The organism is Actinomadura oligospora ATCC 43269 (assembly GCF_000518265.1).
Lineage (GTDB): Bacteria > Actinomycetota > Actinomycetes > Streptosporangiales > Streptosporangiaceae > Spirillospora > Spirillospora oligospora.
On sequence record NZ_KI912411.1, the window covers coordinates 61789 to 83977 of the forward strand.

General features: G+C 72.6%; 21 protein-coding genes. 11 read left to right on the top strand and 10 right to left on the bottom strand.

Annotated elements, in window-relative coordinates:
- Positions 1 to 143: 143 nt before the first annotated feature.
- The 3 genes from P696_RS0137320 to P696_RS0137330 all read left to right on the top strand — a co-directional run bounded on the left by P696_RS0137320 (position 144) and on the right by P696_RS0137330 (position 1841).
- Positions 144 to 659 (top strand): hypothetical protein, encoded by a 516-nt coding sequence (locus P696_RS0137320; RefSeq protein WP_026416310.1) that lies wholly within the window; start codon positions 144 to 146, stop codon positions 657 to 659.
- Between the two features lie 90 nt (positions 660 to 749).
- On the top strand, positions 750 to 1460 hold the full coding sequence (locus P696_RS0137325; RefSeq protein ID WP_051468725.1) for a thioesterase family protein: 711 nt from the start codon (positions 750 to 752) through the stop codon (positions 1458 to 1460).
- Positions 1461 to 1625: 165 nt separating this feature from the next.
- Positions 1626 to 1841 (top strand): hypothetical protein, encoded by a 216-nt coding sequence (locus tag P696_RS0137330; protein WP_026416312.1) that lies wholly within the window; start codon positions 1626 to 1628, stop codon positions 1839 to 1841.
- Positions 1842 to 1905: 64 nt separating this feature from the next.
- Here the strand turns inward: P696_RS0137330 and P696_RS0137335 are convergent, their stop codons facing one another.
- Positions 1906 to 3471, bottom strand: coding sequence for a coiled-coil domain-containing protein (locus P696_RS0137335; RefSeq protein ID WP_026416313.1), 1566 nt, complete (start codon positions 3469 to 3471; stop codon positions 1906 to 1908).
- Between the two features lie 174 nt (positions 3472 to 3645).
- Complete coding sequence (locus P696_RS50710) at positions 3646 to 4269, bottom strand: GbsR/MarR family transcriptional regulator (RefSeq protein WP_051468726.1); 624 nt, start codon at positions 4267 to 4269, stop codon at positions 3646 to 3648.
- A gap of 119 nt (positions 4270 to 4388) precedes the next feature.
- Between P696_RS50710 and P696_RS0137345 the strand changes: the two genes are divergently transcribed.
- Together P696_RS0137345 and P696_RS0137350 are read left to right on the top strand one after the other, a co-directional pair.
- On the top strand, positions 4389 to 5336 hold the full coding sequence (locus P696_RS0137345) for an ABC transporter ATP-binding protein (protein WP_026416314.1): 948 nt from the start codon (positions 4389 to 4391) through the stop codon (positions 5334 to 5336).
- On the top strand, positions 5333 to 6931 hold the full coding sequence (locus tag P696_RS0137350) for an ABC transporter permease (RefSeq protein ID WP_026416315.1): 1599 nt from the start codon (positions 5333 to 5335) through the stop codon (positions 6929 to 6931). Before P696_RS0137345 ends, P696_RS0137350 begins: the two co-directional genes overlap by 4 nt.
- A 67-nt stretch (positions 6932 to 6998) precedes the next feature.
- On the opposite strand, the gene hrpA is transcribed toward P696_RS0137350, so the two are convergent.
- Positions 6999 to 10958, bottom strand: coding sequence for an ATP-dependent RNA helicase HrpA (gene hrpA / locus P696_RS0137355; RefSeq protein ID WP_026416316.1), 3960 nt, complete (start codon positions 10956 to 10958; stop codon positions 6999 to 7001).
- 192 nt (positions 10959 to 11150) lie between these two features.
- On the opposite strand from hrpA, the gene P696_RS50715 reads away from it, so the two are divergent.
- Complete coding sequence (locus P696_RS50715; RefSeq protein WP_051468727.1) at positions 11151 to 12596, top strand: serine/threonine-protein kinase; 1446 nt, start codon at positions 11151 to 11153, stop codon at positions 12594 to 12596.
- A gap of 58 nt (positions 12597 to 12654) precedes the next feature.
- Here P696_RS50715 and P696_RS0137365 read toward each other — a convergent pair whose 3' ends face one another.
- Genes P696_RS0137365 through P696_RS0137375 form a run of 3 tightly spaced genes read right to left on the bottom strand, consistent with a single transcriptional unit; the run spans position 12655 to position 15163 of the window.
- On the bottom strand, positions 12655 to 13446 hold the full coding sequence (locus tag P696_RS0137365) for an NAD-dependent epimerase/dehydratase family protein (RefSeq protein ID WP_211245951.1): 792 nt from the start codon (positions 13444 to 13446) through the stop codon (positions 12655 to 12657).
- A gap of 30 nt (positions 13447 to 13476) precedes the next feature.
- Complete coding sequence (locus P696_RS0137370; protein WP_026416318.1) at positions 13477 to 14385, bottom strand: SDR family oxidoreductase; 909 nt, start codon at positions 14383 to 14385, stop codon at positions 13477 to 13479.
- Positions 14386 to 14395: 10 nt separating this feature from the next.
- A complete protein-coding gene (locus P696_RS0137375) occupies positions 14396 to 15163 on the bottom strand; it encodes an SDR family oxidoreductase (protein ID WP_026416319.1) in 768 nt (255 codons plus the stop codon).
- 63 nt (positions 15164 to 15226) lie between these two features.
- Between P696_RS0137375 and P696_RS0137380 the strand changes: the two genes are divergently transcribed.
- The 4 genes from P696_RS0137380 to P696_RS0137395 all read left to right on the top strand — a co-directional run bounded on the left by P696_RS0137380 (position 15227) and on the right by P696_RS0137395 (position 18685).
- Positions 15227 to 15976: an enoyl-CoA hydratase family protein gene (locus P696_RS0137380; RefSeq protein ID WP_026416320.1), complete on the top strand. Its 750-nt coding sequence runs from the start codon at positions 15227 to 15229 to the stop codon at positions 15974 to 15976.
- Positions 15976 to 16839, top strand: coding sequence for a CoA transferase subunit A (locus P696_RS0137385; protein ID WP_026416321.1), 864 nt, complete (start codon positions 15976 to 15978; stop codon positions 16837 to 16839). Before P696_RS0137380 ends, P696_RS0137385 begins: the two co-directional genes overlap by 1 nt.
- A complete protein-coding gene (locus P696_RS0137390) occupies positions 16836 to 17567 on the top strand; it encodes a CoA-transferase subunit beta (protein WP_026416322.1) in 732 nt (243 codons plus the stop codon). The genes P696_RS0137385 and P696_RS0137390 overlap by 4 nt, the downstream gene beginning before the upstream one ends.
- A gap of 68 nt (positions 17568 to 17635) precedes the next feature.
- A complete protein-coding gene (locus P696_RS0137395) occupies positions 17636 to 18685 on the top strand; it encodes an NAD(P)H-dependent flavin oxidoreductase (protein ID WP_026416323.1) in 1050 nt (349 codons plus the stop codon).
- Positions 18686 to 18704: 19 nt separating this feature from the next.
- Here the strand turns inward: P696_RS0137395 and P696_RS0137400 are convergent, their stop codons facing one another.
- Entirely contained in the window at positions 18705 to 19340 is a 636-nt protein-coding gene (locus tag P696_RS0137400) for a TetR/AcrR family transcriptional regulator (RefSeq protein ID WP_026416324.1), read from the bottom strand.
- A 71-nt stretch (positions 19341 to 19411) separates the two neighbouring features.
- Here P696_RS0137400 and P696_RS50720 point away from each other — a divergent pair, with 71 nt between their 5' ends.
- On the top strand, positions 19412 to 19954 hold the full coding sequence (locus P696_RS50720) for a peroxiredoxin-like family protein (protein ID WP_034489025.1): 543 nt from the start codon (positions 19412 to 19414) through the stop codon (positions 19952 to 19954).
- Here the strand turns inward: P696_RS50720 and P696_RS57675 are convergent.
- From P696_RS57675 to P696_RS0137420, 3 genes are all read right to left on the bottom strand, one after another.
- Complete coding sequence (locus tag P696_RS57675; protein ID WP_211245952.1) at positions 19914 to 20171, bottom strand: hypothetical protein; 258 nt, start codon at positions 20169 to 20171, stop codon at positions 19914 to 19916. The genes P696_RS50720 and P696_RS57675 overlap by 41 nt on opposite strands.
- 254 nt (positions 20172 to 20425) lie before the next feature.
- Positions 20426 to 21400: a quinone oxidoreductase family protein gene (locus tag P696_RS0137415; RefSeq protein WP_026416326.1), complete on the bottom strand. Its 975-nt coding sequence runs from the start codon at positions 21398 to 21400 to the stop codon at positions 20426 to 20428.
- 26 nt (positions 21401 to 21426) lie between these two features.
- Positions 21427 to 22182: a glucose 1-dehydrogenase gene (locus tag P696_RS0137420; protein WP_026416327.1), complete on the bottom strand. Its 756-nt coding sequence runs from the start codon at positions 22180 to 22182 to the stop codon at positions 21427 to 21429.
- Positions 22183 to 22189 lie beyond the last annotated feature (7 nt).

Below are 22189 nucleotides of genomic sequence, written 5' to 3' on the forward strand. Positions count from 1 at the left end.
CGGGGACCCACGGTATCGGACGGGTCGCGGGCCCCTGGTCGACGGGGCCGAATCCGGGCAAGATCGAATCGTGCGGGGCAGGTACGCGGGCGGCGTCCTTCCGGATACTGTGAGATCGGTGCCTCAGCGATCAGGGGGAAGGCATGGAGGAGATCGGCTTCATGTGCGCCCGGTGCGGCGGGGAGGTGCACGACGTCACCCACAACCGCGAGGGCGCGCTCGACACCGTGGGCTACCGCCACAACCGCCGCGTGGAGCCCTGGGACCACGCGCTCGAACTGGCCGTGGGAACACCCGCCCAGACCGACCCGACCTGCGACTTCTGCGCCGCCGCGGACCCCAGCTGGCTCTACTACCCCACGCTCGACCCCGAGGCCACCGACATGTTCGAGGTGGAGCTCGACACCACGCACCTGTCCGACGACGACACCGCCGTCGCGGTGCTGAACATGCTGTACCCCTGGTTCGCCTGCGACACCTGCTCGGTCCTGGTCGCCGACCGCAACATCGAACTACTGATCGAACGGGCGCTGGAACGCCGTCCGGTGCCCGACGACGGCCCGGTGGACGAGGAGACCGTGCGCGCGCGGCTGAACGGGTCGCTGTCGGTGTTCTTCTCCACGCGTCCGGGGCGCCCCCAGCCGTCCCGCGCGATCTGACCTCCTCGAGGTTTGACCGAATTCTTGGGCTTTGGTGACTCTCGCTAGGATTTGACCGTTCCAATCGTTCTCGCGCGCGGGGGTTCCCACATGCTGGTGGAGGCTCGGTTCCACGGTCCGGATCATTCGGGCAATGGCGGTTATGTCGCCGGTCTGCTGGCCGCCGAGGTCTCCCCCGCGGCCGCCCCGGAGGCGGTGCGGGTCGCGCTGCGCCTGCCGCCGCCGCTGGAGACCGTCATGCGTGTGGCCGACGAGGACGGCGCGCGCGGCCACGTGACGCTCTGGGACGGCGACCGCCTCGTCGCCGAGGCCCGCGCGGACGCGTTCACGGCCGACCCCGTCCCGGCCGTCGCGCCGGACTTCGCCGAGCGCGCCGCCGAGAAGTTCAACGCGGGCGGCGACCACCCGTTCCCCCGCTGCTTCGTGTGCGGCCCCGACCGCGCGCACGGCGACGGCATGCGCCTCGCCCCCGGCCCGGTGGACGGCCTCGACGACACGGTCGCCTGCCCCTGGACGCCGTGGGACGCCCCGACGACCGCGCTCGTCTGGGCCGCGCTCGACTGCCCCGGCGGCTGGGCGTTCGACCCGGCGGGCAGCCGTCCGGCGGTCCTCGGCACCATGACCGCGCGCGTGCACGAGCTGCCCGAGGCGGGCGAGCCGTGCGTTGCGGTCGGCGTCGCGCGCCGCCGGGAGGGCCGCAAGATGTTCGCGGGCAGCGCGGTCTACGGCGCCGACGGCCGCCTCATCGGCCGCGCCGAGCAGATCTGGATCGAGGTCGACCCCGCGCGTTTCCGGGGTTAGCGCGTCGCGGGCCGGTGGGAATCGGCCCTGGCAGGACCCATGATCCGGAGTCGGGCGGAGGGTTCGCCCGACGGATCGTTTTTGGAAATGTGTCGCGCGGCACGGTTCGGGGCGGGGACAATCGCGTTGAATCTGAGCATCTGTGGCCAACGGAGGTCGGGCCCGATGACCGGAAACGCAATCCTCGTCCTCGCGATGGCGGCGCTCGCCGTCTACATGGGGATGACCTGGGAGCGCGCTCGGCGCGCCATGTTCGACGTCAGGCAGAGCAGGCGGCGGGTCACCAACCTGCGCGCCACCGCCAGCAAGGAACGCGGTCACGCCATCTGGATCCTGGCGTGCACCGTGCTGGTACTCGTCCTGATGGTCCGCTACATGTAAAGGAAAACGACCGCTGCCGGGTGCGTTCGCACCTGGCAGCGGTCGTTTTCGTCGTGCGGCGTGGTCACGGCCTGTTGAAGAGCGGGTCCTCGTGGTCGTCAGGGCCGCGGTGGTAGCCGTTCAGCCCGTTGCCGTTGCCGTTGCCGCCGCCCACGTAGGGGGTGCCGCCGGTGATGGACGACGGGATGCCGACCGGGCCGGGCACGGGGGCCGACAGGGGCGCCGCGGGGGCGTCCACCTGCGGGTAGCCGCCGGTGGGCTCGCGCGGGGGCACATAGCCGTTCTTCGGGTCGGCGGTCGGGTACCCGTTGGAAAGGTCGGGGGTCGGGTAGGGCACCGGGCCGTTCGGCAGGGGGGCGGGCGGCGGGCCGTCCGCGTAGGCCGGGCCGTCCGGCATGACGGGAGCGCCCGTCGCGTTCGGCGAGGGGGCTCCGGGCAGGCGGCCCGCGGGCAGGTTCGACGACAGCGTGTTGTGCGTGAACTGGTCTATCTGGCGGCGGGCACGGTCGGCCTCGGCCCGCGCGGCGTCGCGTTCCTCGGCGAGCGCGGAGAGCGCGGCCTGCTGCTCGGCGACCGACTGCGACAGCTGCCGGACCTGCAGCGCGTGCTCGTTCAGCTTGCCGAGCAGCTCGTCGCGTTCGGAGAGCGCCTGGGCCGCCTGCTCGCGCACCACGTCGCGTTCCTTCACCGCGTCCTCGGCGAGGGCCTTGGCGCGGACGACCTCGGCCTCGGCCTCCGACTGCGCGCGCTGCGCGGCGGTGCGCTCGGCCTCGGCCTTGCTCGCGGCCTGCATCGCGCGCTGACGCTGCGCCTCGGTGTCGCGCATGGAGTTGCGCAGGTCCTCGGCGCCCTGCTTGGCGACGGCGGCCTCGACGCGCTGCTTCTCGACCGCGCCCTCGGCCTCGGCGACCTTGGCGTGCTGGGCGACCAGGTCGGCGCGGGTGCTCTCGAGCGCGGCGAGCAGTTCGGTCTCGCGGGCGGCGATCCGGTCGCGCTCGCTCTCGGCGGCGAGCTTGGCGGTGACCGCCTGCTGGGCGATCTCGTGCGCCTCCTCCCACGCCTTCTGGGCGGCGTCCCGCTTGGCGGTGGCCTTCTTGGCCTCGTCGCGGGCGCGGGTGGCGTCCTTGTCGGCGGCGTCGGCGCGGTGCCGGGCGTTGTCGGCCTCGCTGCGGGCCTCGTCGGCGCGGCGCTGGGAGGCGTCCCGCTCGCTCTGCGCCACCGACAGCTCGCGCGCGGCCTCGGCGCGCACCTCGGCGACGCGGCGTTCGACACCGGCGACGCTCAACTCGGCGCTCAGCGACTCGGCCAGCGCGTCGGCGGCCTGCTCCAGCCGCTCGACCATCTCCCACGTCGCGGCGACCTGGCCGGTGAGTCCGGGGGCGTCCCGGCCGCGCTCGCGGCGCTCGCGCGCCTCGCGGGTGCAGGCGCCCTCGTTGTCCTGGCAGTAGCGGACGGCGCGGACGGCGCCGACCGGCTGCGGCACGGGACGTCCGCAGTTCGCGCACGGCCACACCGTGACGGGGTCCCCCAGCCTGGCGACCTCGCCGCCCTCGGCGGTCCGGGCCACGGCGTCGCCGGAGGTCCCCTGCTCCGGAACACCCGAGTTGTCGCGCTCGTCGCTGTTAGGCATGGGATGAACTTTACGCATTTCGGGAGGTGTCCGCAGGGACTGGCGGGACGTGTGGGAACCGCCACGCCCGAACGATCATCGATGGTGACGCGTTCGTGACCTCACCACCGGACAGAACCGGTTTGTCGGTATCTGATGACGACGCATGCTCACCAGGTGAGCATCACCACCCCGTCAGCGGGCGGCGTCCTCGGTCTCCGGGACATCAGAGCGCGAGGCGTCCGGACGCGGGGCATCGGAGCGCGGGGCGTCCGGGCGCGGGGCGTCCTCGGGGTCCGGCGTGAGTTCTCCGGCGGCGCGCAGGTCCTCGCGGTGCGCGACCCAGCGCTCCATGATCGTCTCGACCTCGCGGCGGATGAAGTCGAAGAACTCCGCGGACTCGGCGAGGCGCGCCCCGGCGGGGGTGCGCGGGCCGAGCAGTTCGGCCCCCTCCAGCAGGCCCGCCGCCCACTTGGAGAGGGCGGCGTCGCGGCGGCTGAGCGCCCCCTGCCACGCGTCGTTCTCCACCCGGTACAGGTCGCGGCGGGATCCGGGCTCACGCTCGCGGGACACCAGGTCGATCTGGATCAGGTACCGCACCGCGCCGGACACCGCCGCCGGGCTGATCCGCAGCACGTCGCTCAGTTCCGCGACGGTGAGCGCGCCGTTGTCGGTGGCCAGCAGCGCGACGAAGACGCGTGCGGCCATGCGCGGCCACCCCGAGTCGGCGAGCGACGAGGCGAACCGCTCCACGAAGCGGAGCACGGCCTCCTCGTCACGCCCGGAACGTGTCCTCTCCGGCGCCTGCTCGTCGGCCACCCGGCACCAACTCCCCCCACTCGAACGGCCCCCCGGACGGTAGCGACCGGGTCACGACACGCCAGTTTAACGTATTCATTATCTTCACGAAATCATGAATCCCGTGTAGTTTGTGAAGCATGAACGAGGTCATCTCCGTCTCCGGCCTGGTGAAGACCTTCGGCCGGACGCGCGCCCTGGACGGGCTCGATCTGACCGTCCGACCGGGCGAGGTCCACGGCTTCCTCGGCCCGAACGGGGCCGGGAAGTCCACCACCATCCGCGTCCTGCTCGGCCTGCTGCGGGCCGACGCCGGTTCCTCCCGACTCCTCGGCGGCGACCCGTGGCGCGACGCGACCACGCTGCATCGCCGGCTGGCCTACGTCCCGGGCGACGTCACGCTCTGGCCGAACCTCTCCGGAGGGGAGGTGATCGACCTGCTCGGACGGCTGCGCGGCGGCCTCGACCCCCGGCGGCGGGACGAGCTGCTCGAACGGTTCGAGCTCGACCCGAAGAAGAAGGGGCGCGCCTACTCCAAGGGCAACCGGCAGAAGGTCGCGCTCGTCGCGGCGCTCGCGTCCGACGCCGAGCTGCTGATCCTGGACGAGCCGACCTCCGGCCTCGACCCCCTCATGGAGGAGGTGTTCCAGGAGTGCGTCCGCGACGAGCGCGGCAGCGGGCGCACCGTCCTGCTGTCGAGCCACATCCTCAGCGAGGTCGAGGCGCTCTGCGACCGCGTCACCATCATCCGCAAGGGCCGCACGGTCGAGACCGGGACGCTGAGCGAGCTGCGCCACCTCACCCGCACCTCGATCCGCGCCGAGCTCGCCGGTCCCCCGGACGGCCTGGCCGACCTGCCCGGCGTCCACGACCCCGAGGTCAAGGACGGCACGTTCAAGTGCGAGGTCGAGACCGCGCGGCTGGACACCCTGCTGCGCAGGCTCACCGAGATCGGCGTCCGTGGCCTGACCAGCCAGCCCCCGACGCTGGAGGAGCTGTTCCTGCGCCACTACCAGGACGACCTGAACGGGAAGGGCGCCTCCACGGGATCGTCCGGCGCGCGCGACGCGAAAGCGGGATCACGATGACCGCGCTCGCCGGGACCGGCGCGCTGACCCGGCTCGCGCTCCGCCGCGACCGGATCATGCTGCCGGTCTGGCTCTACCTCATCGTCTTCATGGCGGCGTCGACGGTGTCGTCCACCAAGGGCCTCTACCCCGACGTCGCGTCCCGGGCGGAGCTGGCCTCCAACACCAACGACACCCCGGCGCTGGTCGCGCTGTACGGGCGGGTCTACGACCCGACCTCGCTCGGCGCGGTGTCGATGCTGAAGCTGAACGTGCTGGCCGCGGTCGCCGCCGCAGCGCTGTCGATCGTGCTGGTCGTCCGGCACACCCGCGCGGACGAGGAGAGCGGACGGCAGGAGCTGGTCGGCGCGACCGCGGTCGGCCGCCGCGCGCCGCTGACCTCGGCGCTGACGGTCGTCCTGTCGGCGAACCTGACGCTCGCGGTGCTGTGCGCGCTCGGCCTCACCATCGCCGGGCTGCCCGCCGCGGGCTCGGCCGCCGCCGGGCTGGCGTGGGGCGGGGTCGGGATGGCGTTCGGCGCGATCGCGGCGGTCTTCGCGCAGCTCACCGCGCACGCGCGCACCGCGACCGGCTACTCGTTCGCGGCGCTCGGCGCGTTCTACCTGATCCGGGCGATGGGCGACGCGTCCGGCGCGGGCGGCCCGCGCTGGCTGTCGTGGCTGTCGCCGATCGGCTGGGGCCAGCAGTTCCGCCCGTACGCGGGGAACCGCTGGTGGGTGCTGCTGATCATGGTCGCGTTCGCGGCGGTCATGACGGTCGTGGCGTACTCGCTGGTGTCGCGGCGCGACCTGGGCGCGGGCGTCCTGCCCGACCGGGAGGGCCCGGCCGCCGCGGCCCCGCGCCTGCGCGGCGCGATCTCGTTGTGGTGGCGGCTCCAGCGCGGGTCGCTGCTCGGCTGGGCGATCGCGTTCATGGTGCTGGGCGCGGCGCTCGGCGGCATCGCCTCCAACGTGGGGGACATGGTCGGCAGCCAGCAGGCGCACGACCTCATCACCAAGCTCGGCGGGGAGAAGGGCATCACCGACGCGTTCCTCGCGGCCGAGATGGGGTTCTCCGCGATCTTCGCGGCCGCGTTCGGCGTGCAGGCGGTCGGGCGGCTGCGCGCGGAGGAGACCGGCCAGCGCACCGAGCCCGCGCTGGCGACCGGGGTGAGCCGGTGGCGCTGGGCCGCCGGGCCGGTGCTGATCGCGCTGTTCGGCGGGGCCGTCCTGCTGCTGCTCGCCGGCGCGGTCAGCGGCGCGGTCTACGCGTCGCAGAGCGGCGACGGCGCCCAGTTCGGACGGCTCGTCGGCGCGTCACTGGTGCAGATCCCGGCGGCCTGGGTCATGGTCGGGGTGGTCGTCCTCGGCTACGGGCTGCTGCCCCGGCTCGCCTCGCTCGGCTGGGCCGTGCTGGTGGTGTTCCTGCTGATCGGCGAGATGGGGCCGCTGCTGAAGCTGCCGGGGTGGGTCATGGACGTCTCGCCGTTCGCGCACACCCCGAAGCTGCCGGGCACGACCTGGTCGGTCACTCCCCTGCTCTGGATGCTGGCGATCACGGCGGTCCTCGTCGGGGCCGGGCTGTGGGCCTTCCGGCGCCGGGACATCACCTCCTGAGGGGCATACGACGAACGAAGGCGGCGGTGGTCCGAGACCACCGCCGCCTTCGTTCGTCCTGCGGGCCCTACGGCTGGATCTGAGCCATGGCCTTGCGGATGCGCTTGTCGGACACCGGGAAGCGCGTGCCGAGCTGCTGGGCGAACAGGCTCACCCGGTACTCCTCCAGCATCCAGCGGATCTGCGTGACGGCGTCGTCCTCGCGGCGGCCGGGCGGGAGACGGCGCAGCAGGTTGCCGTACTCCTGCTCCAGCACCTGGACCTGGTTGGCGAGCATGCGGTCACGGCCGGGGTTCTCGGGCAGCTTGTCCACCCGGACCTGCATGGACCTGACGTAGCGGAGCAGGTCGGGCAGGCGCTGCGCCCCGGTCGCCGTCACGAAGCCCGGCCCCAGAAGCGCGGCGAGGTGGTCGCGGATCTCGGTGAGCGCGTGGACGAGGGTGAGACTGGTGCTGCCGCGCAGGCTCCGGTCGAGCTGGTGCGCGGTGGCGAGGACGCGTTCGACATGACCGACGATCGTGGCGGTCGTGTCGTACAGGTCGGCGCGGACGAGGTCGAACAGGCGCTGGTAGCCCGCCTCGTCCCAGGCCGGGCCCCCGGCGTCGGCCATGAGCCTGTCGACGGCGGCGGAGACGCAGTCGTCGAACAGCTTGGCCACCGAGCCGTGCGGGTTGTGGCTGAGCGCGAGCTTGGCCTGGTTCCCGAGGCGTCCCTGGATCTGCTTCGCCGGGGACTGCACGTTCAGCAGGATCAGCCGTCGCGTGCCGTTCCACATCGCGCGGCGCTGCTCGGCCTCGGTCTCGTACATCCGGACGGCCGCGCTCTCGCCCTCGTCGGTGAGGGCGGGGAACGCCTTGACCTCGTAACCGGCCTGTTTGCGCTCGTAGGTGCGGGGCAGCTCGCCGAGGGTCCAGGACGTCAGGCCCTCCTTCTCGATGCCCTCCTTGGACGCGGCCTTCGACAGCGTGCCGCGCACCTTGCCGGACAGCTTCCGCTTGAGCGCGTCGAGGTCGGTGGACTCCTCGATGGCGCGCCTGCGCTCGTCCACGACGCGGAACGTGATGCGCAGGTGGGACGACAGGCGCGACAGGTCCCACGCCTCGCGGACGACCGGAACGGACGTCATCTGCGTCAGCTCGCGCTCCAGCGCGTCCAGCAGCGGCTCGGTGCGCGGCGACACCCGTTCCAGGACGCGCCGGGCGAAGTCGGGCGCCGGGACGAAGTTGACCCGCAGCTGCTTGGGCAGCGAGCGGATCAGCTCGGTCACCAGCTCACCGCGCAGACCCGGCACCTGCCAGTCGAACCCGTCCGGCTTGACCTGGTTGAGGATCTGCACCGGCACGTGGACGGTCACGCCGTCGGCGTCGGTGCCGGGCTCGAACTGGTAGGTGAGCTTCAGCCGCAGCGGGCCCTGCTGCCAGTGGTCGGGGTAGTCGGCCTCGGTGACCGCGTCGGCCGTCTGGTTGATGAGCATCGACTTCTCGAAGCTCAGGCGGTCGGGCTCGGTGTGGCGGGCCTTCTTCCACCAGGTGTCGAAGTGCCGACCGGACACCACGTCCTCGGGGACGCGCTCGTCGTAGAAGTCGAACAGCGTCTCGTCGTCCACGAGGATGTCGCGGCGGCGGGCGCGGTGCTCCAGCTCCTCGACCTCCTCCAGCAGGGCGCGGTTCTCGTGGAAGAACCTGTGGTGGGTCTCCCAGTCGCCCTCGACCAGCGCGTGCCGGATGAACAGCTCGCGCGACAGCTCCGGGTCGATGCGCCCGTAGTTGACGTTCCGCTGCGCCACGATCGGCACCCCGTACAGGGTGACCTTCTCGTAGGCCATGACGGCGGCCTGCTTCTTCGACCAGTGCGGCTCGCTGTACTGCCGTTTGACCAGGTGCCCGGCCAGCGGCTCGATCCACTCGGGCTCGATCTTGGCGTTGACGCGGGCCCACAGCCGGGACGTCTCGACCAGCTCGGCCGACATGACCCAGCGCGGCGGCTTCTTGAACAGCGACGACCCGGGGAAGATCGCGAACTTGGCGTTGCGGGCGCCCAGGTACTCCTGCTGGGCGCGGCGGCGCGGCCCGCCCTCCTCCTTCTTGTCGGTGTCCTGAAGCCCGATGTGGGAGAGCAGCCCGGACAGGAGGGAGACGTGGATGCGCTCGGGCGCGGCGTCGGTGCTGTTCAGGGTGACGCCGAGGGACTTGGCGACCTGCTTGAGCTGGGTGTGCAGGTCCTGCCACTCGCGGATGCGCAGGAAGTGTAGGAAGTCGTTCTTGCAGGTGCGGCGGAACGCGCTGCCCGACAGCTCCTTCTGCTGCTCGCGCAGGTGGTTCCAGAGGTTCAGGTAGGCCAGGAAGTCCGACGTCGGGTCGGCGAACCGGCGGTGCTTCTCGTCGGCGGCCTGCTGGTTCTCGGCGGGACGCTCGCGCGGGTCCTGGATCGACAGGGCCGCGGCGATGATCAGCACCTCGCGGACGCAGCCGTTCTTGTCGGCCTCCAGGACCATCCGGCCGAGGCGCGGGTCGACGGGCAGCTGGGCGAGGCGGCGGCCGAGGGCGGTGAGGCGCTTCTTCGGGTCCTTCTCGTCCGGGTCGATCGCGCCGAGCTCGTGCAGCAGGTCGACGCCCGCCTTGACGTTGCGGCGGTCCGGCGGCTCGACGAACGGGAACGCGGCGATGTCGCCGAGGCCGAGCGCGGTCATCTGCAGGATGACCGACGCCAGGTTGGTGCGCAGGATCTCCGGGTCGGTGAACTCGGGACGGGACTCGAAGTCCTCCTCCGAGTAGAGCCGGACGCAGATGCCCTCCGACACTCGTCCGCATCGGCCCTTGCGCTGGTTCGCCGACGCCTGCGACACCGGCTCGATCGGGAGCCGCTGCACCTTCAGCCGGTGGCTGTAGCGGGAGATGCGGGCGGTGCCGGGGTCCACGACGTACTTGATGCCGGGGACGGTCAGGGACGTCTCGGCCACGTTCGTCGCGAGGACGATGCGCCGTCCGCGATGGGACTGGAACACCCGGTGCTGCTCGGCCGACGACAGCCGCGCGTACAGCGGCAGCACCTCGTGGTGGCCGCGCTTGTTGGCCAGGTGCTTGGTGAGGGCGTCGGCGGTGTCGCGGATCTCGCGCTCGCCGGACAGGAAGACCAGGACGTCGCCAGGGGCCTCGCGCTCCAGCTCGTCCACGGCGTCCACGATCGCCTGGATCTGGTCGCGGTCGGGGTCGGCGGACGGGTCGTCGGGGTCGGTGACGGGCCGGTAGCGGACCTCGACGGGGTAGGTCCGGCCGGACACCTCCACGATCGGGGCGTCGTCGAAGTGCCGGGAGAACCGCTCGGGGTCGATCGTCGCCGAGGTGATGATCACCTTGAGGTCGGGCCGCTTCGGCAGGATCTCCCGGAGGTAGCCGAGCAGGAAGTCGATGTTGAGGCTGCGCTCGTGCGCCTCGTCGATGATCAGCGTGTCGTACTGGCGGAGCAGCCGGTCGGTCTGGATCTCGGCGAGCAGGATGCCGTCGGTCATCAGCTTGACCAGCGTGTCGTCGCTCGACCGGTCGGTGAACCGGATCTTGTACCCGACCGCCTCGCCCAGCTCGGTGCCGAGTTCCTCGGCGATGCGGTCGGCGACCGTGCGGGCGGCCAGACGACGCGGCTGGGTGTGGCCGATCGAGCCGAGCACGCCCCGGCCGAGCTCCAGGCAGATCTTGGGGATCTGGGTGGTCTTGCCGGACCCGGTCTCGCCCGCGACGATCACGACCTGGTGGTCGCGGATCGCGGCGGCGATGTCGTCCTTCTTCTGCGAGACCGGCAGCTCGGCGGGGTAGGTGACCGCCGGGACGGCGGCGCGGCGGCGCTCCACCCGGCCCGCGGCGGCCTCGACCTCGGCGGCGATCTCGGCGGCCACGCGGTCGCGCCGGTCCGCGTCCCGCATCTTGACCGTGCCCTCGATCCGGCGGCGGAGCCGCTGCCGATCGCGCGGCATCAGCTCGGGCAGGCGCGCGCGCAACTCGGCGAGCGGCGAACTCACAGGCGTCGTCCTCATAATCGAACAGCAAGAATACGGACCGGGGGCACCGTAACCGGCCCGGCCCCCGACGGCGAATCATTTTCCGGCCCGATCAGGTGCAACGTCCACGCAGGTCGCCGCATTCCGGACCGGGACGTACGCCCCGATAACCATCATCATCGCCGAGGCCCTGCCATGTGGCGCGGGTAACGCTCATGATGAGGGGTCATGGAGACTCCTCCGTCGGCCGGCCGGTACCGGATCGACCGGCTCCTCGGGTCCGGCGCGTTCGCCGTGGTGTACCTCGGTCACGACGCCGAGCTGAACGCGCCGGTGGCGATCAAGGTCCTGGCCGAGCACTGGGCCCGCCGGGAGGACGTCCGGGAGCGGTTCGTCCAGGAGGCGCGGCTGCTGCGCCGGGTGGACTCGCACCGGCTCGTCCAGGTGTTCGACATCGGCGCGCTGCCCGACGGCCGTCCCTACTTCGTGATGACCTACGCCGACCGGGGCACGGTCGAGGACCGGCTCGCGGCCGGGCCACTGCCGGTGGGCGAGGCGCTGCGGCTGGCCCGCGAGGTCGCGCGCGCCCTCGCCGACCTGCACGAGGCGGGCATCGTGCACCGGGACGTCAAACCGTCCAACGTCCTGCTGCACTCGGGGGCGGGCCGGGATGAGCGGGTGATGATCTCCGATCTCGGCATCGCCCGGACCGGCGACCGCCTGTCCAGCCTCACCCTGCCCGCCGGGTCGCCCGGCTACATGGCCCCCGAGCAGGCCGTGATCGACGGCGCTCCCGACCACCGCGCGGACGTCTTCGGCCTCGGCGCGCTGACCTACCACCTGCTGACCGGCGAGCCGCCGCGCGAGGACCCGCCGTCGCCCGGCTCGCTGCGTCCGGGCGTCCCGCCGTCGGTGGACGCGGTGGTCCTGCGCGCCCTCTCCCCGGACCGGAACCGGCGCTGGGCGTCGGCCGTGGAGTTCGAGGAGGCGCTGTCCCGGACGACCAGCAGGATCGACACCGATCCGCTGCCGGACTCCCGTCCGCGCCGATTCCGGCGACACCGGCGCCGCCGGATCCTGCTGGCCGCCGCCGCGCTCGCACTGGCCGCGGCGGGGGGAACGGGGACGCTCCTGGTGGTGAACGACGGGGGCACCCTCGGGCTCGCCCACCACACCGGCGGCAACGACGCGGGGCCGGGCGATCCGAACGGCCGGTGGCTGCGCACCGACCGCGACATCCCGGCGCAGTACCGGAGGCTGATCGTCCGGGCGGGGACGTGGTGCCAGCTCAAGGGGCTCAGCCCGGCGCTCATCGCGGCGATGCTGAAGGTCGAGAGCGGCTTCGACCCGAACCTGTCGGACCCGGTGAAGGACGAGTACGGCATAGCCCGCTGGACGCCGCACGTCCTGACCGCCTGGCAGCCGGGCGGCCTGAACAACCCCGAGCCGCGCCTGGACGACATCACCCCGGACCTGTCCATCCCCGCGATGGGCAGGTTCCTCTGCTACTGGGGCAAGGACCTCACGAACGTCCCCGGCGACCCGGCCCAGAACCTCGCCGCCACCTACCGCACGTCCTCAAAACGCGTCGTCGCCGCCAAAGGCCCACCACCCAAGTACCGCACCTACTGCACCCAGGTCGCCCGCTACGTCGCCTACTACCGGCCGTCCTGAGCAGGGTGGGGCTGAATGATCTGGCCTGCGGTCGCGCAGCGTGCCGATCCGCGGGTTGTCAGAGGTGGCGGAGGGTGTAGTCGGGGTTCGCGTAGGTGCCGCCTTGGACGTTGGGGGCGGCGGTGTTGGGCTCTTCGGGGAGTTGGGAGGCGTGGGTTTCTGCGTCGTCTTCGGGGACGTAGCCGAGGGTGGCGGCGGCTTTGAGGTCCCAGAAGCGGCGTTTGTTGGCTGAGACGGCGTAGACGCTGGTGAAGTCGATGTCGGGGGCGGTGAGGGCGGCGCGGACGAAGCCGAGGCAGTCGCGGTGGCTGAGCCAGGTGGCGAGATGCCGGTGCTCGGTGGGGGCGTCCTCGAAGCTGCCGATGCGCAGACACACCACCGACAGGCCGAACTTGTCGGCGTACAGCCGTCCGAGGGCTTCGACCGCCACCTTGCTCACTCCGTAGAGGCCGTCCGGGCGGGGTGGCATGTCGGGGGTGACGGTGGTGGAGACCGGATAGAAACCGGTGAGGCGGTTGCTGCTGGCCAGCACGACGCGTTTCACGCCGTTGCGGCGTGCGGCCTCCAGGACGTTGAGCGTTCCCATGACGTTGCCGTCCAGCAGCTCCGGCAGGGGTGCTTCGTCCGCGACGCCGCCCAGGTGCACGACGGCGTCCGCGCCCTCCAGCGCGGCCGTGAGGGCCTCGGCGTCGCGGAGGTCGAGTTGGCGCGTGTCCTCGGTCGGGGACTGCGCGGTGAGGCCCACGCGATCGACCAGCACCAGGCGTTCCGCCTCGTCTCGCAGGCCGGCGCGCAGCACCGACCCGATGCGTCCGGCAGCGCCGGTGATCACCACGGTCCCGAGAGTCATGCGGCCATGATGCCGCACAGCACCGACACGTCAGGACGCGCCGTAGACGGGTTCGGGGGTGGGGGCCTGGGCCAGCAGGACGGTGACGGCCTCGCCGATCTCGGACGGGTTCCAGCGGGTGCCCTTGTCGATGGACGGGCCGTGGCGGAAGGCGTCCATGACGCAGATCCGGCCGCCCTCGGCCTCGAAGACGCGGCCGGTGACGGCGCGGGACTCGGTCGAGCCGAGCCAGACGACGAGGGGGGAGACGTTGTCGGGGGCCATGGTGTCGAACTCGCCTTCGGCGGGCCTGGCCATGGCCTGGGCGAAGACCTTCTCGGTCATGCGCGTGCGGGCGGCGGGGGCGATCGCGTTGACGGTCACGCCGTAGCGGCCGAGTTCGGCGGACGCGACGAGGGTGAGGCCGACGACGCCCGCCTTGGCGGCCGAGTAGTTGCCCTGGCCGACGCTGCCGAGCAGGCCCGCGCCGGAGGAGGTGTTGATGACGCGGGCGTCGACCGGGTTTCCGGCCTTGCTCTGCGCGCGCCAGTGCAGGCCCGCGTGCTTGAGCGGCAGGAAGTGGCCCTTGAGGTGGACGCGGACGACGGCGTCCCACTCGTCCTCGGAGAGGTTGACCAGCATGCGGTCGCGGACGAAGCCCGCGTTGTTGACCAGGACGTCCAGGCCGCCGAAGGTGTCGACGGCGAGGGCGACCAGGGCCTTCGCGCCGTCGTCGGTGGCGATGTCGTGGGGGCTGGCGACGGCCTGCCCGCCCATCTTCTCGATCTCGGCGACGACGTCCTGGGCGGGGCCGGAGGCGGCGTCGCCGGTGCCGTCGCGGGCCACGCCGAGGTCGTTGACGACGACCTTCGCGCCCTGCCGGGCGAACTCCAGGGCGTGGGCGCGGCCGAGCCCGCGCCCAGCGCCGGTGACGATGACGACGCGGTCCTTGCAGATCATCGGGACTCCCTCAGTCGCGGTTCACGGTGGCGGCGTCCAGGAAGGCGGGGCGCTCTCCCCCGCCGTGCAGCAGCAGGGACGACCCGCTGACGTAGCCCGCGAGCGGCGAGGCGAGGAACACGCAGGCCGCGCCGACGTCGGCGGGATCGGCGAGGCGGCCGAGCGGGACGGTCCCGGCGACGGCGGCGACGCCGTCCTCGCCGCCGTAGTGCAGGTGGGAGCTCTCGGTGCGGACCATCCCGAGCGTGACGGTGTTGACCCTGATCTCGGGCGCCCACTCGACGGCGAGGCTGGTCGCGAGGCTGGCCAGGCCCGCCTTGGCGGCGCCGTAGGCGGCGGTGCCCGGGGACGGGCGGACGCCGCTGACACTGCCGATCATGATGATCGAGCCGCCCCCGGTCATGCGGGGGCGGACGGCCCGGGACATGACGAGGGCCGAGATCAGGTTCAACTCGATGATCTTGATGTGGCGTCGCACGTCGCCGTCGGCCACGGGCTGGAACGGGGTGCCGCCCGCGTTGTTGACCAGCACGTCGACGCGGTCCAGGCCGTCGGCGAAGGCCTGGGCGGCGTCGGGGTCGCGGACGTCCAGGGCGGCGAAGCGGGCCTTTCGGCCGTCCACCTCGGGGAGTTCGTCCGGTTCGTGGCGGGCGACGGCGACGACGTCCGCGCCCGCGGCGAGGAACGCGCGGGTGATGCCGAGGCCGACGCCCCGCACGCCGCCGGTGACCACGGCCGTCCGGCCGGTGAGGTCGAGTTGCGGTCGCTCCTGCGGCATTGCGTCCTCCCCGGGGTGGCCTCTACGGTCAGTTCTAACAAATGTTTGGTGGAAAGGTAGCGCATGGGAGTCTCCACCACGACCCACGAGTCCGGGGTGGCCGAGATCGTCGTCGCCGCGCCGCCGGTGAACGCGCTGACGGTGGCGGGCTGGCACGAGCTGGCGGACGCGCTGCTGGCGGCCGGGCGCGACCCCCGGGTCGGCGCGGTGGTGCTGCGCGCCGAGGGCCGCGGCTTCAACGCCGGTGTCGACATCAAGGAGATGCAGCGGACGGACGGCCACACCGCGCTGGTGGGGGCGAACCGGGGCTGCTTCGCGGCGTTCGCGGCCGTCTACGACTGCGAGGTGCCGGTCGTGGCGGCCGTCCACGGGTACTGCCTGGGCGGCGGGATCGGGCTGGCGGGCAACGCCGACGTCGTCGTGGCGTCCGAGGACGCCTACTTCGGGCTGCCCGAGGTCGACCGGGGCGCGCTCGGCGCGGCGACCCACCTGGCCCGGCTCGTCCCGCAGCACCTCATGCGGGCGATGGTCTACACGTGCCGCAACGTGACCGCGGACGAGCTGCACCGGCACGGTTCGGTGCTGGAGGTCGTCCCGCCGGAGGAGCTGCGCGGCGCGGCGATGCGGGTCGCCGAGAACATCGCGGCCAAGGACCGGTACGTCATCCGGCGCGCCAAGGAGTCGCTGAACGGGATCGACCCGGTCGACGTGAAGCGGTCCTACCGGTTCGAGCAGGGCTTCACGTTCGAGCTGAACCTCGTCGGCGCGGGCGACCGGGCACGTGACGACTTCGTGGCGAAGGGGGCAGGCTGATGGGCTCCAAGGTGATGTCGATCGACGAGGTCCTCGGGTCGCTGTCGGACGGGATGACGGTCGGGATCGGCGGCTGGGGGTCGCGGCGCAAGCCGATGGCGCTGGTGCGCGCGATCTGCCGCTCGTCCCTGCGCGACCTGACCGTGGTGTCCTACGGCGGCCCGGACGTGGGCCTGCTGTGCGCGGCGGGGAAGGTCCGGCGGCTGGTCACGGCGTTCGTCACGCTCGACACGATCCCGCTGGAGCCGCACTTCCGCGCGGCCCGGCAGGACGGCGCGATCGAGCTGACCGAGTACGACGAGGGCATGTTCATGTTCGGCCTGTACGCGGCGGCGCACGGGCTGCCGTTCCTGCCGACCCCGGCAGGGCTCGGCTCGGACGTCATGCGCGTGAACCCGTCGCTCAGGACCGTCCGGTCGCCGTACGGGGACGAGGAGCTGGTCGCGGTCCCGGCGCTGACGATGGACGTCGCGCTGGTCCACATGAACCGGGCCGACGCGCGCGGCAACGCTCAGTACCTCGGCCCCGACCCGTACATGGACGACCTGTTCGTCAAGGCCGCCGGGGCGTCGTACGTGTCGTGCGAGCGGCTCGTCGACACCTCCGACCTGCTGAAGGAGGGCCCGCTCCAGTCGCTGCTGATCAGCCGGGCGCACGTCGCGGGCGTCGTGGAGACGCCGAACGGCGCGCACTTCACCACCTGCGAGCCCGACCACGGACGCGACGAGGCGTTCCAGAGGCTGTACGCGAAGTCGGCCGCCGATCCGGACGGGTGGACGGCGTTCCGGGAGCGGTTCCTGTCCGGTGACGAGGCCGCCTACCAGGACGCGGTCAGGGCTTTCCGAGAGGAGTCTTCCCGATGACGGACGCTTCGCGCGCCGAGGTGTGCGCCGTGGCCTGCGCCGAGTTGTTCCGCGGGGACGGTGAGATCGTGGCGGCGGCGGTCGCCGGGTTCGTCCCGATGCTCGGCTCGAGGCTGGCCCGCGCGACGTTCGAGCCCGACCTCCTGACCACCGACGGCGGACCGGTGCTGTCGGCCGGGCCGACGCCGCTCGGGTCGTCGGCGACGGAGATCGAGGGCTGGCTGACGTTCCGCGACCATCTGTGGCTCGTGCTGAACGGGCGGCGGCACGTGGTGATGGGCCCGAGCCAGATCGACCTGTTCGGCAACATGAACATCTCCGCGATCGGCGACTGGGCGAGGCCGTCGCGGCAGCTGCTCGGGTCGCGCGGCGGGCCCGGCAACACGCGGCTGAATCCGACGAGCTACTGGGTGCCGAGGCACTCGACGCGGGTGTTCACCGAGAAGGTCGACTTCGTGAGCGGCGTCGGCTGGGATCGCGGCGCGCACGAGGTCCGCGCGGTGGTGACCAACCTGGGCGTGCTCGACTTCGCGACGCCGGACCGCCGGATGCGGCTGCGGACCGTCCACCCGGGCGTGCGCGTGGACGAGGTGGCGGCGGCGACCGGGTTCGAGCTCGCGATCCCGGACGAGGTGCCGGAGACGCGCCTCCCGACCCCCGAGGAGCTGCGCATCATGCGCGAGGTGCTGGACCCGAAGGGCCTGCGCGACCGCGAGGTCCCGGCGTGACCGGCGCGACTGGTTCGAACGGCGCGACCGGTACGAACGGCGCGTCCGGCGCGTCGGCGGAGCGGGTGCTGGAGACGCCGTTGACGCGGCTGGTCGGTGTGCGGCATCCGGTCGTGCAGACGGGGATGGGCTGGGTCGCCGGGCCGCGCCTGGTCTCGTCCGTCGCGAACGCGGGCGGCCTCGGGATCCTGGCGTCGGCGACGATGACGCTGGAGCAGCTGCGGCAGGCCGTCCACGAGGTGAGGGACCGCACGGACGCGCCGTTCGGCGTGAACCTGCGCGCGGACGCGGGCGACGCGGGCGACCGCATCGACCTGCTCATCAAGGAGGGCGTGCGGGTCGCGTCGTTCGCGCTGGCCCCGCGCCAGGAGCTGATCGCGAAGCTGAAGGACGCGGGCGTGGTGGTGATCCCGTCGGTGGGGGCGCGGCGGCACGCGGAGAAGGTCGCCGCATGGGGCGCGGACGCGGTCCTCGTGCAGGGCGGCGAGGGCGGCGGGCACACCGGCCCGGTCGCGACGACGCTGCTGCTCCCCCAGGTCGTGGACGCGGTGGACGTCCCGGTCATCGCGGCGGGCGGGTTCTTCGACGGGCGCGGGCTCGCCGCGGCGCTCGCCTACGGCGCGTCCGGGGTGGCGATGGGCACGCGATTCCTGCTGACGTCGGACTCCTCGGTCCCGGAGGAGGTGAAGAAGGTCTACCTCGGCATGACCGAGACCGTCGTGACGCGGCAGGTCGACGGGATGCCGCACCGCGTGCTGCGCAGCGACCTGGTGAACGAGCTGGAGGGCGCGGGACGAATATCCGGGCTCGTCCGGGCGCTGCGGAACGCGGCCCGGTTCAGGAAGATCTCGGGGATGTCGTGGCGGGCGATGCTCGCCGACGGCAGGGCGATGAAGCACGGCAAGGACCTGTCGTGGTCGCAGGTGCTGATGGCCGCGAACACGCCGATGCTGCTGAAGGCCGCGATGGTGGACGGCCGTCCGGACCTGGGCGTGATGGCGTCCGGGCAGGTCGTCGCGGTGATCGACGACCTGCCCGACTGCGCGGAGCTGATCGGCGGGATCGTGGCGCAGGCCGCCGAGGTGCTGGCGCGGCAGCCGTCCTACCTGGTGCGCTGAGCCCGGCCGGGACGGGCCGTCAGAGGTCCTCGCCGCCCACCGCGCGGCTGTCGAGACCGTTCAGGAGCAGGTCGAGGCCGCGCCGGAACTCCTCGTGCGAGGAGATCTCGCGGGCCCGGTGCCCGGCCGCCGACATGTGCGGGTACTCGTCCTCCGGGAGGGCGGCGATCGCGTCGGTGCCGGGCCCGGACAGCGGGCCAAGGTGCTCCAGCTGGATCGCGCCGATGATGTAGGCGGTCACGCCGCGCAGCGCGATGACCCGCGCCTCGCCGTCGAACCCGGCGTCGGCGAGGACCCCCAGCATCGTCTCCGACCAGCGCAGCAGCGTCGGCGAGCGGTGCCGGTAGACGGGCGTCAGGGGGATGACCTCGGGATGCGCGCCGACGGTGAGCCGGATCCGCTCGACCAGCGTGGCGACGCGGTCGCGCCACGGGCCGTCCGGCGGCGGGGTCGTGTCCATGCCGGACATGACGCGCTCGACGACCAGGCCCTCGATGTCGTCGCGGCCGTCGACGTACCGGTAGAGCGCCATCGTGCTGACGCCGATCTCCTTGGCGACGGCGCGCATGGACAGCGCGGCGAGGCCGTCGCGGTCGACGACGACGAGCGCGGCGGCGGCGACCTGCGGACGGGTGAGTGAACGTGGGCGCGGCATGACGCTTGACAGCGTACGCCCTACACTTACGCTTGTAAGCGTATGGCGTACACCTACAGGGAGGAACCCCCGTGCGCAGCTACGAGCTGACGTCCGTGACCGGCGAGCGCGTCCCGGTCCCGGACCCGGACCGCGTCGTCCACCTGCAGTTCCGCCGCTTCGCGGGCTGCCCTGTCTGCAACCTGCACCTGCGCTCGTTCGCCGTCCGGCACGCCGAGATCGAGGCGGCGGGCGTCCGCGAGGTGGTCGTCTTCCACTCCCCCGCGGACGAGCTGCGCGAGCACGTCGCCGACCTGCCGTTCGACGCGATCCCCGACCCGGATCGCGGGCTCTACGTGGAGTTCGGCGTCGAGTCCGGGCCGCGCGCGCTGCTCGACCCGCGCGTGTGGCCGGCGATCGTCCGGGGCCTGGTGGCCGGACGGCTGCGCCGCGACAAGCTGCCCGCCAACCGTCCGGCGGGCGGGCGGTTCGGCCTGCCCGGCGACTTCCTCATCGGCCCGGACGGCTCGCTGCTGGCGAGCAAGCTCGGCGCGCACGCCAACGACCAGTGGTCGCTGGACGAGATGCTGGCCCTCACGAGGCCCGCGTGGGTCTCGCTCGCGCAGCGAACGTGACGATCAGCAGGCTCGGGACGACGAGCACGCCCAGCGCGGGCCCGAACCGCTCCGTGGACGCGGCGGAGGAGACCGCCGTGCCGAGCAGCGCCGAGGCGAGCGCCAGGATGCCGATCTGGCCGAGGTTCTGGCTGGTCTGCATCGCGCTTCCCGCGTAGCCGGTCCGTCCGGACGGCGCGTGCGCGAGCGACAGGACGGTCAGCGTCGGTGCGGTCATGCCCATGCCGACGGCCGCGAGGACCAGCGCCGACGGAGAGCGCGGTGAAGGCCGCGGCCGGGGCGGTGAAGGCCGCGGCCGGGGCGGCGTACTCCCCCGCGAACAGCCGCTCGGGCGCCGGAGCGCCGGTCTCGGAGCCGATGCCGTCCCGGAGCCGCACGCCCACCCCTCGGAGTTATTAGGAAACTTTCTTTAGAGAAGGACGGTAGGGATGCCCTCTGCCCGATGTCAACGGGGTTTCCGGGCACCACCGGTCAGGAGCGCACGGCGAGGACGAGCTTGCCGGTGGTCGTGCCCGACTCGATCCGGCGGTGCGCCTCGGCGGCCTTCTCCAGCGGCATCTCCTCCACCCGGACGCGCAGGTCGCCGGACGCGACGGCGGCGACCGCACGGCGCAGCGCGCGGCCCGCCTCCGCCGGGTGCAGGGCGCTGAACGCCGCGAGGTTGAAGCCCGAGACGCTCTTGTTGGTGAGCCACAGCTCGTTCGGCGACAGCGGGACGTCGTCCGCGCCGGAGGCGTTGCCGAGCGCGATCATCCGTCCGAACGGTGCCAGGGCGTCCAGGCTCGTGCGGCGGGCCCGGCCGCCGACCATGTCGGCGACGATGTCGAAGCCCGCGCCGCCGGTCAGCTCGCCGACGCGTCCGGGCAGCTCGTCCCGCAGGACGACGTGCTCGACGCCCAGCTCGCGGACGACGTCGGCCTTGGCCGGGCTGCCGACCGTCCCGACGACCGTGCCCGCGCCGAGGAGCCGCGCGACCTGCGCGAGCTGGCTGCCGACTCCCCCGGCGGCGGCGTGGACGAGGACGCGCTCACCGGGCGCGATCCGCGCGATCCGGTCCAGGACGAGGTGGGCGGTGGTGCTGTTGGACGGGACGCCCGCCGCGACGGCGAAATCCAGGCCGTTCAGCGGCGCGACCAGGTCGGCGGAGGTGACGGCGACCTCGGCGTACCCGCCGCTGTCCACGATCGTCAGCGCGGCGACGGGCTCGCCGACGCGCAGCCCCTCGACGCCCGCGCCAAGCGCGCGGATCCGTCCGGAGACCTCGATGCCCGGGACGAACGGCAGCGGCACGTCCGCGATGCCGCGCCGGTAGAGGACCTCGGCGAAGTTCGCGCCCGCGTACTCGACGTCGATCGACACCTGGCCCGGTCCGGGCTCGGGGACCGCGACGTCGTCGAGGCGCAGGACATCGGCGTCGCCGAACTCGGGGATGGTGATGGCCTTCATGGCGTGTGTTCCTCTCGGGAGGGGGTTCAGGCGGGGAGGGAGGAGACCAGGCCGCCGTCGACGACGAGGTCCTGGCCGGTGATGTAGGACGCGTCGTCCGAGGCGAGGAAGGCGACGGCGCGGGCGACGTCCTCGGAGGCGCCGAGCCGTCCGGTGACGACCTGCGCGGTGTAGGCGGCGGCCTCCTCGTCGGTCGGGGCGGAGCCGCGGAACATCGGGGTGTCGATGTAGCCGGGGCTGACCGAGTTGACGCGGATGCTGCGGTCGGCGAGGTCGCTGGAGAGCGTCCGGGCGAGGTTGAGCACGGCCGCCTTGGACGCCGAGTACACCGACGCGACGGCCAGCCCCCGGTACTGCGTCCAGGACGCGTTGACCACGACCGAGCCGCCCCCGGTCATCAGCGGGACGACCTTCTGGATCGTGAAGTAGACGCCCTTGAAGTTGGTGCCGACGACCTGGTCGAAGTCGTCCTCGGTGACCTCGGCGCTGCGCTGGAAGAGTCCGACGCCCGCGTTGGCGAACAGCACGTCGAGCCGTCCGAACCGGGCGCGGATCCGCTCGGCCAGGACGTCCAGGTCGGCGAGGTCCGCGGCGTCGGCGCGGACGGCCAGCAGGCGGTCGCCCGCGTCCAGCTCCTTGGCGGCGGCGTCCAGGCGGGCCTGGTCGCGGCCGGTGATGACCACCTTCGCGCCCTCGTCCAGCATTAGCCGGGCGGTCGCCAGGCCCATGCCGCTGGTGCCGCCGGTGATCAGGGCCGTCTTGTTCGTGAAGCGCTTCGTCATGACCGCA